Below are 12988 nucleotides of genomic sequence, written 5' to 3'. Positions count from 1 at the left end.
GACCCCTAGGATCAATAGAATGCTGCGTAGCGAAGAGAATTCGTCGACGTGTGCTGGCTCGACCGTCTTTAAGGATGATCGCAAACAAGCATATCTCAACCCGGAAGGCGCGGATCGTCCCTTATTCAGTCCGATCCCCGCAGCGACGCTCGACAACGCACGTCGCTACCGACTTGGGCGTCTGCGAGCGACGATGAAGGAATGGGACTGTTCGGCGCTCCTTCTCTACGATCCGGTCAACATCCGCTACGCGTTCGATTGCTCGAACATGAGCATCTGGACGATGCACAATCCGTCGCGATGCGCACTGATCCTCGCCGATGGGCCGGCGATCATGTTCGAATTCGAAGGATCGGAGCATGTCAATAACGGCCTACCTAGCATCGACGAGATCAGGACATCGAAGTCCTTCCTGTTCTTCACGGCTGGGAACCTGGTCGAGGAGAGGATGAAGGCATGGGCGGATGAGATTGCCGACATTGTTAAGCCCCACTGTCGCAGCGGCAGAATTGCCGTTGACCGGCTTGAACCTGCGCCGGCCGCAGAACTAAAAAGCCGCGGCTTTACATTGCTTGACGGTCAGGAATTAGCAGAACGCGCACGCACGATTAAAAGCCCTGAAGAAATTGAGCTCATGCGTTGGACAATACGTGTCTGCGAAGCCGGAATGGCACGGATGTACGAGGTTTCCGAACCAGGGCGAACCGAGAGGGAAATCTGGGCGGAACTCCACTTCGAAAACGCGCGCAGCGGCGGCGAATGGCTAGAAACAAAGCTTCTAACCGCAGGCCGGCGCACCAATCCTTGGTATCAGGAGTGCTCCGACTACGTCATCCAGCGCGGCGAGATGATCTCCTTCGATACCGATATGATAGGGCCGTACGGATATTGTGCCGACCTTTCGCGGTCGTGGACCTGCGGACACGTGGCTATGAACGCCAAGCAGAAGGAGCTCTACGCCGCAGCAAGGGATCAGATCGAGCACAACCTTTCAATCATACGCCCCGGCATGACCTTCCGTGAGTTCAACGAGAAGAGCTGGCGAATTCCCGATAAATACGTTCCCTACCGTTACACCCTGGCGGCACACGGGACTGGCATGGCCGACGAGTGGCCCGGAATCCCGCTGCATCCCGATTTCGATGAGGACTTCAGTGGCACTATCGAAGAGAGCATGGTGCTAAATATCGAAAGCCTGATCGCGGAGGATGGGTCCGAGAGTATTAAGCTCGAAACACAAGCAATGGTCACGGCCCGCGGTGTGGAGCGCCTGGACACCTTTCCCTGGGAAATTCTCTGAAAGCCGCATCTCATCAGGAGGCTGCGTGATCTTCACCCATGCCAAGTGCGTATGAGCATGATAGTGCCGGCCTATGCGAGACAGAGGCCGACTGCGAAAGCGTACGGCCTCCGACTACGCGTCGATTTAAAGCGTGGCTATTCAGCCCCGGCTTTCCACTCCCGGAACGTAAGGACAGCCTTGGCTCCGATCGTGATGAACGGTTGAGGCGGCAATGATTTCGGAACGTCATAGCGACTGAAAATCTCTGTGAGCTCTGAAGTGTGGCCCAACACGGTCTCAGCAGCAGCGATCCCCGCCGCGGTGGCGTTCGACGCGCCAACCCCATTACACCCGCATGCAGAGAACACATTTCGTTCGACTTCACCGAAAGCCGGCACAGAGTTAAGCGTAACCGCCATCGGGCCTCCCCAACGATATTCCATCTTGATATCCTTGAGCCCGGGAAACCGCGCGAGGAACTTCTTGTCGTGTTGCGCGCCAGCGCGCACAAGTGTTCCTTCGCCCGCCACCTGCCCCGGGTGATATGTGTAACGTGAACGGATCAATATTCGGTCGCCGGCCGCACCCGGCACTCGCCGCACGGTGGTTCCCATCGGGAGAGCCGGCGTCGCGGCCCATTTCCTGTCGCCCGGGAGGCGCCCCGGGTTAAACTCCTCCGTGATTGATGCGAAGGTGAACACGTGAAGCAACTTACCTCTGAAGAAGCCGAAACTCTCCGCGTGACCATTGTTGGCCAGAATAATCTTGGCGGTGCCGACCGATCCTTTGGGTGTCCGAACCAGCCAACCTTGGCCGGCAGTCTCGAATGAGAGAACCGGACTTCGCTCGAAAATTTCAACAGGCTCGTGGAGGCTGTCGGCCAAACCGCGGATGTAGGCGGCCGGCTGAACCATAACTGTTCCGGGAGTAAAAAGTGCCGACGCATAGGCTTTCGTACCCGTGATATCAGCGATTTGAGAGCCGTTAAGAAGACGATAGGGCTCATCTATTTTCTTAAGTTGTTCGGCGTAGGAGACGAGGTGACGATCGCCCTCTTCACTTATCGCAACACTGTACCGGCCACACGGATCAAAGATTTCACGCCCCCAACCCCGCTCCATAGCGACTTCTGTCGCCAATGCTATCGCGCGCCGGCTCCGAATGATGTCCTCTTTGGCCTTGCGACTGGAATCGCCACCATAGTCCTCGGATGAGACCTCGTGCGGGAGATCGATGATGAAACCCGAATTCCTTCCGGCAGCGCCCTCACCGATCACCCCGGCCTCAAGGATGATGACCCGCAGCTTCGGATCGAGTTCCGATATTCGCCTTGCAGCGGACAGGCCCGCAAAACCGGCGCCGATGATTACGACGTCGGCCTTCTCTGCATTGGCGAGCGCAGGCCTTTCAACACGCTTGGGCAGCATGGCGACCCAAGCGGATATTCCAATCTGCTTCGGAAGCCTGGAGGCCTTAAACACCTTGGAGCTTTCGGTCACGACGCTTTCGCTTCCATGCTAATCAATTCCCCGAGCAATCCGCGAAGGATTTCAACCCGATCGGCAGCCAACGACCGTAGCGGTTTACGCGGTCCACCAGCGCCATATCCGGTGAGCTCGGCGGCTGCATAAACCGACTGGACGTAATCGCCTTCCCATAGGAGAGACATGATGGGTTCGAGGATTGACCAAATTTTTCGCGCTTCATCCCAACACCGTTCGGACGCCGCGGATACGAGTGCCTGGCATGTACGCGGCGCAAAGTTTGCACCGCCCCAGATCAGACCGCTGCTGCCAGCGTAGAGAGAATACGGAACGAGCTGGTCTGCGCCGTTCATGACAGGCAACCCTGTACGAATAAGCGACGCCTGTTTTCCGAGATCACCACTGCTATCCTTCACTGCGATGAATTCTGGGATCTCACAAAGCTCCCTCAAAAGAGACGGAGTAATCGCCACACCGACGACCTGCGGTACATTGTAGCCGATGATAGGGAGGCCAGCCGTGGCGACGTCGGCGTAGAAATTCACGATACCCTGATCGTCGGTCGGGCCTTCGAAGAACGGCGGAAGCACCATCACACCGTCGGCTCCGCAATCGGCTGCGTGCTTGGTCCGATCGATAACGTCTTCCGTCAAGAGGGCGGAGGTCTGGGCAATGATCTTGGCTCTTCCATCAATGGCCTTTGCACCGACGCGAATAAGTTCGTTGGATTCCTCCTTCGTGAGATAGACGTGCATGCCCGTGCCTGAGCTCAGGACGAAGCCAGAGACACCGGCGGCCAGATAACTTTCTATGTTGCGCTCAAGGCGCGAAAAATCGATCCGGCCCGACTCATCGAATGGCGTTGCAATTGCAAGGTTCAGTCCGGAGAATTGGAAGGTGCTCATTTTAGAGATCCGCGGTTTTCGACGTCACAGAGATCAGGCCGGGTTGTCTTGGAATTGGGTGCATTCGCCGTGCGCGTGAGCCGGGCTCTCGTTGCGCGCGGCGGCTTTCCTCGCGTTCAGACGGCTCGCTGGCGTCGGTCATTCCGATATCACAGCGCCTTTTCGAGTTCCGGCAGGGCCTCGAAGAGATCGGCGACCAGGCCGTAGTCGGCGATCTGGAAGATCGGGGCCTCTTCATCCTTGTTGATGGCGACGATGACTTTCGAATCCTTCATGCCGGCCAGATGCTGGATGGCGCCGGAAATGCCGCAGGCGATATAGAGCTGCGGTGCGACGACCTTGCCGGTCTGGCCCACCTGCCAGTCGTTCGGCGCGTAGCCGGCATCGACGGCGGCGCGCGAGGCGCCGACGGCGGCACCGAGCTTGTCGGCCACCGGCAGGATAACCTCGCGGAACTTTTCCGCCGAACCGAGTGCGCGACCGCCGGAGATGATGATCTTCGCCGAGGTCAGTTCCGGACGATCGGACGTCGACAGCGCGTCCCTGACGAAGGTCGAAAGACCGGGATTGGCCACCGCCGGGATCGCCTCGACAGCGGCCGAACCGCCTTCCGGAGCCGAGGCGAAAGAGGCCGTGCGCACGGTGATGACCTTCTTGGCGTCGGTCGCCTGCACCGTCTGGATGGCGTTGCCGGCATAGATCGGACGCTTGAAGGTATCGGCAGAGATCACCTCGATGATTTCCGAGACCTGGGCGACATCGAGCAGGGCTGCCACGCGCGGCATGACGTTTTTGCCGACCGAGGTGGCCGCCGTGATGATGGTGTCGTAGCCTGCCGCCAGCGACACGATGAGATCGGCGAGCGGCTCGGCGAGATTGTTGGCAAGCTCGTCGCTTTCGGCCAGCAGCACCTTGGAAACGCCGGAAAGTTTCGCGGCGGCATCGGCGGCGGCCTTGGCGTCCTTGCCGGCGACGAGCACATGGATATCGCTGCCGATCTTGGAAGCTGCCGTCAGCGCCTTGGCGGTCTGGTCGGAAAGGCTTGAATTGTCGTGGTCAGCCAGAAGAAGAATGGTCATGGTAATATCTCCCTTTCTGGATTCTCAGAGCACGCCGGCTTCGACTTTAAGCTTTTCGACAAGCTCGGCGACCGACTTGACCTTGACGCCCGCCTTGCGGCCGCCCGGCTCTTCCGTCTTCAATACTTTCAAGCGCGGTGTCGTCGAGACGCCGAAGTCGGCAGGCGCCTTCTTGTCGAGCGGCTTCTTCTTCGCCTTCATGATGTTCGGCAGCGAGGCATAGCGCGGCTCGTTGAGACGAAGATCGGTGGTGACCACGGCCGGAAGCTTGATCTCGATCGTCTGCAGGCCGCCGTCGACTTCGCGGGTCACCTGTGCGCTTCCCTCGCCGATCTCGATCTTCGAGGCAAAGGTTGCCTGCGCCGAGCCGAGCAGGGCTGCCAGCATCTGGCCGGTCTGGTTCGAATCGTCGTCGATCGCCTGCTTGCCGACGATGATCAGGCCCGGCTGTTCGGCATCCGCAACGCCCTTGAGGATCTTCGCCACGGCCAGCGGTTCGACGGCATCGTCGGTCTCGACCAGGATCGCCCGGTCGGCGCCCATGGCGAGCGCGGTGCGCAGCGTTTCTTCCGCCTTGGCCGGGCCGATCGAGACGACCACCACTTCCTCCGCCTTGCCGGCTTCCTTCAGCCGCAGCGCTTCCTCAACCGAAATCTCGTCGAACGGGTTCATCGACATCTTCACATTCGCAAGCTCGACGCCGGTGCCATCCGGCTTCACGCGTATCTTGACGTTGTAATCAACAACCCGCTTCACGGGGACGAGAATCTTCATGGCCTTCACCTGTCTGTTGAACCGCGAGCGGCAGAAATAGGTTCATGCGTCTGATCTGGCAGAAGCGCCCAGAACGCAAAGAGTGGTGTTTCTGCGGATCGCATGGCGTGTTTGATACCGGGCGGATTATAGAAGGATCCGCCAATGCCGGGACTGAACCATTCGGAGGTTCCGTGTTGGAATTCGCCTTGCGACAACACCAAATAGACTTCTTCCGGAGCATGGCCATGATCGGGGTAGCGTACCCCTGGTGCCATAAGGGTGACGCCGATCCAGGCATCTGACCGCTCCTCCAGCCCGCCGGGGCCGACGATCATTGCGTTTGCGTGGCCTTCCTCGAAGTTCTCGCTTGACGTGCCGGATGAATCTTCGCGGCGTCGCCATATCAATAGCGGTTCGATGGCCTGAAATCGGGCGATCATTCGCTGCAAATGATCGGAGCCGGTTTCGATCGCAAGTGCCGTCGACAGGTGCGAGCAGACGGGGAGCTGGCTTCCCTCGCCTCGCCTCCGTTCCCCAGGCGTCTCAAGCCGCGAAAATATCTGCAGAACCGACCGGCGAGCCTGTATTTCGCGCGAATGACGGTCGAAGGCTGCGAATGCCGCGTCGACAAATCGCTGTAGCTGATCGCTGCGTTCTGCCATTTGCTGGTTCCTCATCATATCGGCTGGGTGCAATCGGTCCCCAGATCTCAGATATCCTTCGCGATCCGAAGGCCGTCATAGATCGCCGCATGGGTATTGCGGGCTGCGACGGCATCGCCAATCCGGAATAGCTGGAATTTGCCTTCGGCGTTGCGCGTGACCGATTGAGGCTTGCCCGCCAAAAGCTGATCGTAAGAGGTCTCGCCGAGATTTCTCGATAACGGCTTCAGTTCGAAATAGAGTTCATCGAGCGGAATGGTACCGTGGTTCACGACGATCTGGTCCACAACACGCTGCTTGGAAACCCCGCCGTAGTCGCTGCCGACATTGGCGATGATCTGATTGCCTTGCTTTTCGGCCGATTCCAGCCGGAACGTCACCGTGAAGGTCGCATCGAGCTTCTGCAGCGAGCGCATATAGGGCACGAGATTCATTGCCATGACCTCAGGCGCGAATGACCGGTCAGGCGTCATGATTTCGACTTTTGCGCCAGCCTTCGCAATGAACTCGGCTGCCTGCAGTCCCGCATGATCGCCCGCATCGTCAAAGACAAGGACATTTGTGCCGGGTTTCACATCGCCGGAGATGATGTCCCAGGAGGAAACGACCAGCTCGTTGCCCTTCGTCAGTATGTCGGTGTGCGGTAGGCCGCCGGTCGCGATGATAACGACATCGGGTTCCTTTGCGATGACCGTCTCTGCGTCAGCCCAAGTGTTGAAGTGAAAGGTCACGCCGTGCTTTTCGCATTGGCACATGCGCCAGTCGATGATGCTGATCATCTCTCGTCGACGTTCGCTCTGCGCCGTCAGGCGGATCTGGCCGCCGGCGTCGTTCGCGGCTTCAAAGACGACCACGTCATGACCGCGTTCGGCCGACACACGGGCCGCCTCAAGGCCAGCCGGACCGGCGCCGACGATGACGACCTTCTTGCGGACTTCGGCTTTCTCCACGATGTGCGGCATCGTCTGCTCGCGTCCGGTTGCCGCGTTATGAATGCAGAACGCCATGCCGCCTTGATAGATGCGGTCAAGACAGTAATTTGCGCCGACACATGGCCGAATGTCTTCCTCGCGTTTCTCCATGATCTTCCGTACGATATGCGGATCCGTCATATGCGCGCGGGTCATTCCGATCATGTCGACCTTTCCGGCCGCGATGGCATGGCGGGCGGTCGCGACGTCCGGGATCTTGCCCGCATGGAACGTCGGGAAGTTCGTCGCCGCGCGGATTTCGCCTGCGAAGTCGAGATGTGGCGAGTTTGCCATGCCCTGGATCGGAATGACGTCGGTGAGACCCGGATCGGTGTCGATATGGCCTCGAATGACGTTGAGATAGTCAATGAGGCCGCTCTCCTTGAGCAATTTGGAAATCGCCAGGCCGTCGGCCTTGTCGGTTCCGCCGGGAAGACGCTCGTCCGCGGTATAGCGAACGCCTAGGATGAACTCGTCGCCTACTCTTTTTCGGATTGCCCTAAACACATCCAGGCAGAAGCGGAGGCGATTTTCTAGCGGACCGCCGTAGGGACCGTCGAGTTCATTGGTCAGCGGCGACGCGAACTGATCGATCAGATGACCATAGGCCTCCAGTTCCACACCATCCATGCCGCCGGCCTTCATGCGCTCGGCAGCGTCGGCGAAATCCTTGATGATGCGTTCGATGTCCCAGTCCTCGATCTTTTTAGGGAACGCCCGGTGCGAAGCTTCGCGGTGATGGGACGGGGCGACGACCGGGAGCCAGTCGCCTTTGTCCCAACGCGTGCGGCGCCCAAGATGGGTAAGCTGGATCATGATTGCCGCCCCGTGCTCGTGAACGGCGTCGGTCATGTCTCTGATCCAGGGAACGATTTCGTCCTTATAGGCAAGCAGATTGTTGAACACGGGCGGGCTATCGCGAGAGACGGCCGCCGAACCCGCAGTCATCGTCAGAGCGACACCGCCCTTCGCCCTCTCCACCGTATAGGCACGATACCGCTCCTTCGGCATACCATCCTCCGGATAGGCTGGCTCATGCGAGGTCACGATGATGCGGTTGCGCAGAGTAAGATGCTTAAGCTGATAGGGCTGAAGCAGAGGATCGTTCGACATGTGCCGGGCTCCGGTTTATGGCTTGCTCTCGACGCTAAGCTAAAATGTACATTTGTGTCAACGATGAAAACAATGAAGTCTACATTATGGACATAGATGTACATTTTTATTGAATCGAGTTTGGATTTTTGTTAGGAAATGACTCATGGAACAAATTTTGAACGACAGCGGCTGGCGCGGCTCCCAGGAGGGTTGGTTAGAAGCCGCTTACGATTCTCTGCTGGAATCGGGCGTGGATTCAGTGAAGATCCTGCCGCTTGCAAAAAGGCTGAACCTTTCCCGCACCAGCTTCTACTGGTTCTTCAAGGACCGCGAGGAGTTGTTGGCAGGACTGCTCGCCCGCTGGCGGGAAGGGAACACCGGAGGCATCATCAGGCAATCCGAAGCTTACGCAGAATCGCTTGCCGAGGCGATGCTCAACGTTTTTGATTGCTGGCTCGACAGAAACCTATTCGACTCGAAATTCGAGTTCGCGGTGCGGAGTTGGGCACTTCAGTCAGAGGATATTCTCTCCGAAGTCCAGAAAGCCGATCAAGTGCGGCTCGATGCCCTGAAGCGGATGTTTCTCCGGTTCGGTTACGACGAGAACCCGGCTGATGTCCGCGCCCGTACGACCTATCTCGTCCAGATCGGTTACATTTCGATGCAATCGAAGGAAGACATCACGATGCGCATGAAGCGCATCCCCGAATATATCGCCATCTACACCGGCGAGGTGCCTCAGCAAAGAGAGCTCGACCGCTTTTTTGCGCGTCATGGCTACAAGCCCGATTGAAAGGAAAGGCGGAGATGGACGGTTCATTGCATATTGGCATCATCGGCGGCGCCGGCTGGCTCGGTGGGGCGATTGCCGGTTCGCTTCTTGATGCCGGCCTGATCGCACCTGAACACCTCTCCCTCTCACATCGGCGGGAGCAGCCGGCCCGCTTTTCCGGTTCTTTCTGGACCGCAAACAATCAGGCGCTCGTCGATCGATCGGATGTGATCGTTCTCTCTGTCCGGCCGGCCGACTGGCCTGCCCTCACCGTCAATGCGCACGACAAGCTCATCATCTCCGTCATGGCGGGAATTCGCCTGGAGCAATTGGCGGTACGCCATGAGACCAAGCGCGTGGTGCGGGCCTTGCCGAATGCTGCCGCGGAAGTCGCAAGATCCTATACGCCCTGGATTGCGTCGAAACATGCCAGCGAAGCGGATCGCAAGATTGTGCGGGCCATATTCGATGCCTGTGGGACGCAAGACGAAGTCGCAAGCGAGACTGACATTGACTATCTGACCGGCCTTACAGGTTCGGGGCCGGCATTTCCGGCTCTGTTGGCCGCAGCGATGATGAGCGATGCAATCGCTCGAGGCTTGCAGAAAGATGTTGCGCAGCGAGCAGTCAACACGGTGCTGATAGGTGCCGGCCGTATGCTGGAGCGACGCGAAGAAAGTCCCGACGACATTGTGGAGGCATTTCTGGACTATCGCGGCACTACGGCCGCGGCCATCGAGTCCATGCGGACTGCGGGCTTTGACACAGCCGTCGCCGAAGGCCTTTCGGCAGCATTCAAAAAATCGGTGAGTATGGGAGGAGCCTCCTGACGACCGCTGGGGTGGGCTAACGCGGCGCCCCTCCCCCAAGCAGCATGCCGCACAAGAGGGAACAACAATGAAAAAACTACTTGCGTCTACCTGCCTGATGTTCGGCCTTTTCGGCGGAGCGTCGATTGCAAGCGCCGCCGAATGCGGCAGCGTTACCATCGCCAGCATGAACTGGCAGAGTGCCGAGGTTCTATCGAACCTCGACAAGATCATTCTCAACGCGGGTTATGGCTGCAGTGCGGAGATCACCGTCGGTGACACGGTTCCGACGATCACGTCCATGGCAGAAAAGGGCCAGCCGGATATCGCACCCGAAGCCTGGATCGACCTGCTCCCCGATGTCGTCAAGAAAGGAACGGATGAAGGTCGCATTGTCAAAGTCGGCTCTCCGCTTCCCGACGGCGGTGTTCAGGGCTGGTGGATCCCCAAGTATCTTGCTGAAGCACATCCAGACATCAAGACCATTCCGGATGTTTTGAAGCATCCGGAGCTCTTCCCCGATCCGGAAGATTCCAAGAAGGGTGCCGTTTTCAACGGTCCGCAGGGTTGGGGTGGCACGGTCGTCACCTCCCAGCTCTATAAAGCATTTGGTGCCGAGAAGGCGGGCTTTACGCTGGTCGACACCGGCTCCGCCGCCGGTCTGGACGGCTCGATCGCCAAGGCATACGAGCGCAAGGAAGGCTGGGTCGGATACTATTGGGCTCCGACCGCCTTGCTCGGCAAATACGCAATGGTGAAGCTCCAACCTGGTGTTCCAGAAGATGCGGCCGAATGGAAGCGCTGCAATACCGTCGCGGACTGCCCTGATCCGAAGCCGAATGCATGGCCGGTCGATCACGTCGTGACGCTCGTAGCCAAATCCTTTTCGGAAAAAGCGGGCTCCGACGTCATGGGCTACCTTTCGAAACGCTCCTGGAGCAACGACACCGTCAACAAGCTGATGGCCTGGATGACCGACAATCAGGCCTCCGGCGAAGATGGTGCCAAGCACTTCCTGAAGGATAACAAGGACGTCTGGACGAAGTGGGTTTCGCCGGAAGCGGCAAAGAAGATCGAAGCTTCATTATAGTCGCCAAATCATGCGGTGCGCCGAAGGCGCACCGCTTCCCAACTGCCGATAAGATCAAAAAGACGAGCTACGGCCTCGAAAGATAAAGGGGAACCACATGGATTGGTTTTATAAATTCCCGCACATGGACGACGACGCGCTGCGCAATCTGAAGAAGGCGATCGACGACGGCTTTCGCGCCTTTACGCGCGCTTACGGCGACCCGATCGAGAGCTTTTTCTCCCCTCTGCAGCATTTCCTGGTTGCCTCGGAGCGCTTTATGACGCAGACGCCGTGGCCAATCATCACCTTGATCATCCTTGCCATCGCGTGGGCGGCAAGCCGCAGCCTGAAAGTCGTCCTCGGCTGTCTCCTGACGCTGCTGCTGATCGGCTATTTCGACATGTGGGACGACACCATGCGCACGATCTCGATGATCTTTGTCTGCACCGTTCTGTCGATCGCCATCGGCATCCCGATCGGCATCGTCATGTCTCGCTCCGACCGCATGCAGCGGTTCGTCAATCCCGTTCTCGATGTCATGCAGACCATGCCGAGCTTCGTCTATCTCATTCCGGTCGTCATGCTGCTCGGGATCGGCAAGGTGCCGGGGCTGATCGCCGTCGTCATCTACGCCATCCCTCCGATGATCCGGCTGACCGATCTTGGCATTCGTCTCGTCGACAAGGACGTTCTCGAGGCAGCCGATGCTTTCGGATCGTCGAACTGGCAGAAACTTTTCAAGGTGCAATTGCCGCTCGCCCTTCCGACCATCATGGCCGGCATCAACCAAACGATCATGATGGCGTTGGCGATGGTCGTCATTGCCTCCATGATCGGCGTGCAGGGGCTTGGCCAGCCGGTTCTGAAGGCAATTGCCAATCAGTATTTCACGCTGGGTATTTTCAACGGTCTTGCCATCGTCGGCATCGCCATCATCTTCGACCGTGTCAGCCAGGCCTATGGCAAGAGGCTCCAGAAACACCGGGAGACCGTCCATGGCTGATAATCATCAATTCGGCGGAATCAAAGTCCGCAACCTCTATAAGATCTTCGGCCCGAACGCCAAAGCCTATGTGGATGCTGTCAAGAAAGGCCTGAGCAAGGCCGAGCTCAACGAAAAGCACGGTCACGTGCTGGGTTTGCGGGATATCAATATCGAGGTCCCGTCCGGCTGCATCCAGGTGATCATGGGGCTTTCGGGCTCCGGCAAGTCTACGTTGATCCGGCATATCAACCGTCTGATCGATCCGACGGTCGGTGAGGTCCTCGTCAACGGCGTCGATGTCGTCAAAATGAACCAGGCCGAACTGCGGGAGTTTCGCCGGCATCAGACAGCGATGGTGTTCCAGAAGTTCGCCCTCCTTCCTCACCGCAACGTGCTCGACAACACCGTTTACGGGCTCGAAGTGCAGAGTATGGCGCGAGCAAAGAGCGTCGACATCGCCATGAAATGGCTGGAGCGCGTCGGCCTGAAGGGCTTCGAGCAGAAATATCCCAATCAGCTCTCGGGAGGTATGCAGCAGCGTGTCGGCCTCGCCCGCGCGCTTGCCAATGACGCGCCGGTGCTGCTGATGGACGAGGCCTATTCGGCGCTCGATCCGCTGATCCGCACCGACATGCAATCGGTACTTCTCGGCATCCAGAAGGAAATCAAGAAAACCATCGTCTTCATCACCCATGATCTGGACGAGGCGCTTCGCCTTGGCGACCAGATCGCCATCCTGCGTGACGGCGAAATCATTCAGCAGGGCACCAGCCAGGACATCGTCCTCAGGCCAGCCGACGACTATGTCGCCAACTTCGTCAAGGAGGTCAACCGGGGACGTGTCGTTCAAGTGGAGGCTGTAATGACACCGCTGCGCGCTGGCGTCGGGCCGGGTGGACAGACAATCGCGGCCGGCACAACGGTCGAAGATGCCGTGCGCGCCCTTGCCTCCGCGCCGGACGGAGAGGTCACGGTGGTTTCATCGTCGGGGGAAGCGGTGGGGATTGTCACCTTCCGCCAGCTCGCCGAAGCAATGGTCAATTCCAAAGACACATCGAACCGACACGCCGCCTCCCTAGCCACCGCACTTTGATACTCCGCGAAAGAGGAGCTCCG

General features: G+C 58.6%; 12 protein-coding genes. 6 read left to right on the top strand and 6 right to left on the bottom strand.

The window, feature by feature from the left end:
- The first annotated feature begins 19 nt into the window (after positions 1-19).
- A complete protein-coding gene (locus CCGE525_RS23505; RefSeq protein ID WP_120706772.1) occupies positions 20-1300 on the top strand; it encodes a M24 family metallopeptidase in 1281 nt (426 codons plus the stop codon).
- A 137-nt stretch (positions 1301-1437) separates the two neighbouring features.
- Here the strand turns inward: CCGE525_RS23505 and CCGE525_RS23500 are convergent, their stop codons facing one another.
- From CCGE525_RS23500 to CCGE525_RS23475, 6 genes are all read right to left on the bottom strand, one after another.
- Positions 1438-2781 (bottom strand): NAD(P)/FAD-dependent oxidoreductase, encoded by a 1344-nt coding sequence (locus CCGE525_RS23500; RefSeq protein WP_162950279.1) that lies wholly within the window; start codon positions 2779-2781, stop codon positions 1438-1440.
- A complete protein-coding gene (locus CCGE525_RS23495) occupies positions 2778-3671 on the bottom strand; it encodes a dihydrodipicolinate synthase family protein (protein WP_120706771.1) in 894 nt (297 codons plus the stop codon). The genes CCGE525_RS23500 and CCGE525_RS23495 overlap by 4 nt, the downstream gene beginning before the upstream one ends.
- A 149-nt stretch (positions 3672-3820) precedes the next feature.
- Positions 3821-4750 (bottom strand): electron transfer flavoprotein subunit alpha/FixB family protein, encoded by a 930-nt coding sequence (locus CCGE525_RS23490; protein WP_120706770.1) that lies wholly within the window; start codon positions 4748-4750, stop codon positions 3821-3823.
- Between the two features lie 24 nt (positions 4751-4774).
- On the bottom strand, positions 4775-5524 hold the full coding sequence (locus CCGE525_RS23485; RefSeq protein WP_120706769.1) for an electron transfer flavoprotein subunit beta/FixA family protein: 750 nt from the start codon (positions 5522-5524) through the stop codon (positions 4775-4777).
- 5 nt (positions 5525-5529) lie between these two features.
- Positions 5530-6168 carry a dimethylsulfoniopropionate lyase gene (locus tag CCGE525_RS23480; RefSeq protein ID WP_120706768.1) on the bottom strand — a complete coding sequence of 213 codons (639 nt, stop codon included), beginning with the start codon at positions 6166-6168 and terminating at the stop codon, positions 5530-5532.
- 47 nt (positions 6169-6215) lie between these two features.
- The gene (locus tag CCGE525_RS23475; RefSeq protein WP_120706767.1) at positions 6216-8252 is read right to left on the bottom strand and encodes an NADH:flavin oxidoreductase; all 2037 of its coding nucleotides are present in this window, start codon (positions 8250-8252) and stop codon (positions 6216-6218) included.
- Positions 8253-8397: 145 nt separating this feature from the next.
- On the opposite strand from CCGE525_RS23475, the gene CCGE525_RS23470 reads away from it, so the two are divergent.
- The 5 genes from CCGE525_RS23470 to CCGE525_RS23450 all read left to right on the top strand — a co-directional run bounded on the left by CCGE525_RS23470 (position 8398) and on the right by CCGE525_RS23450 (position 12965).
- On the top strand, positions 8398-9027 hold the full coding sequence (locus CCGE525_RS23470; protein ID WP_120706766.1) for a TetR/AcrR family transcriptional regulator: 630 nt from the start codon (positions 8398-8400) through the stop codon (positions 9025-9027).
- Positions 9028-9041: 14 nt separating this feature from the next.
- On the top strand, positions 9042-9836 hold the full coding sequence (locus CCGE525_RS23465) for a pyrroline-5-carboxylate reductase family protein (protein WP_120706765.1): 795 nt from the start codon (positions 9042-9044) through the stop codon (positions 9834-9836).
- 67 nt (positions 9837-9903) lie between these two features.
- Complete coding sequence (locus tag CCGE525_RS23460) at positions 9904-10905, top strand: ABC transporter substrate-binding protein (protein WP_120706764.1); 1002 nt, start codon at positions 9904-9906, stop codon at positions 10903-10905.
- Positions 10906-11002: 97 nt separating this feature from the next.
- The gene (locus CCGE525_RS23455; RefSeq protein ID WP_120706763.1) at positions 11003-11890 is read left to right on the top strand and encodes an ABC transporter permease; all 888 of its coding nucleotides are present in this window, start codon (positions 11003-11005) and stop codon (positions 11888-11890) included.
- Positions 11883-12965, top strand: a complete 1083-nt coding sequence (locus tag CCGE525_RS23450; RefSeq protein ID WP_120706762.1) for a quaternary amine ABC transporter ATP-binding protein — start codon at positions 11883-11885, stop codon at positions 12963-12965. Before CCGE525_RS23455 ends, CCGE525_RS23450 begins: the two co-directional genes overlap by 8 nt.
- Positions 12966-12988 lie beyond the last annotated feature (23 nt).

Origin of the sequence: Rhizobium jaguaris (assembly GCF_003627755.1) — a bacterium.
Taxonomy (GTDB): Bacteria; Pseudomonadota; Alphaproteobacteria; order Rhizobiales; family Rhizobiaceae; genus Rhizobium; species Rhizobium jaguaris.
Note: the sequence above shows the minus strand (reverse complement) of the source record. Positions and strands in the feature narration are given on the sequence as shown.

Bases quoted from the DNA above. Each gene is read 5' to 3' on its own strand.
- CCGE525_RS23505 (WP_120706772.1), top strand. From the start codon at position 20: ATGCTGCGTAGCGAAGAGAATTCGTCGACGTGTGCTGGCTCGACCGTC.
- CCGE525_RS23470 (WP_120706766.1), top strand. From the start codon at position 8,398: ATGGAACAAATTTTGAACGACAGCGGCTGGCGCGGCTCCCAGGAGGGT.
- CCGE525_RS23475 (WP_120706767.1), bottom strand. From the start codon at position 8,252: ATGTCGAACGATCCTCTGCTTCAGCCCTATCAGCTTAAGCATCTTACT.
- CCGE525_RS23480 (WP_120706768.1), bottom strand. From the start codon at position 6,168: ATGGCAGAACGCAGCGATCAGCTACAGCGATTTGTCGACGCGGCATTC.
- CCGE525_RS23455 (WP_120706763.1), top strand. From the start codon at position 11,003: ATGGATTGGTTTTATAAATTCCCGCACATGGACGACGACGCGCTGCGC.
- CCGE525_RS23450 (WP_120706762.1), top strand. From the start codon at position 11,883: ATGGCTGATAATCATCAATTCGGCGGAATCAAAGTCCGCAACCTCTAT.
- CCGE525_RS23495 (WP_120706771.1), bottom strand. From the start codon at position 3,671: ATGAGCACCTTCCAATTCTCCGGACTGAACCTTGCAATTGCAACGCCA.
- CCGE525_RS23485 (WP_120706769.1), bottom strand. From the start codon at position 5,524: ATGAAGATTCTCGTCCCCGTGAAGCGGGTTGTTGATTACAACGTCAAG.
- CCGE525_RS23490 (WP_120706770.1), bottom strand. From the start codon at position 4,750: ATGACCATTCTTCTTCTGGCTGACCACGACAATTCAAGCCTTTCCGAC.
- CCGE525_RS23460 (WP_120706764.1), top strand. From the start codon at position 9,904: ATGAAAAAACTACTTGCGTCTACCTGCCTGATGTTCGGCCTTTTCGGC.
- CCGE525_RS23465 (WP_120706765.1), top strand. From the start codon at position 9,042: ATGGACGGTTCATTGCATATTGGCATCATCGGCGGCGCCGGCTGGCTC.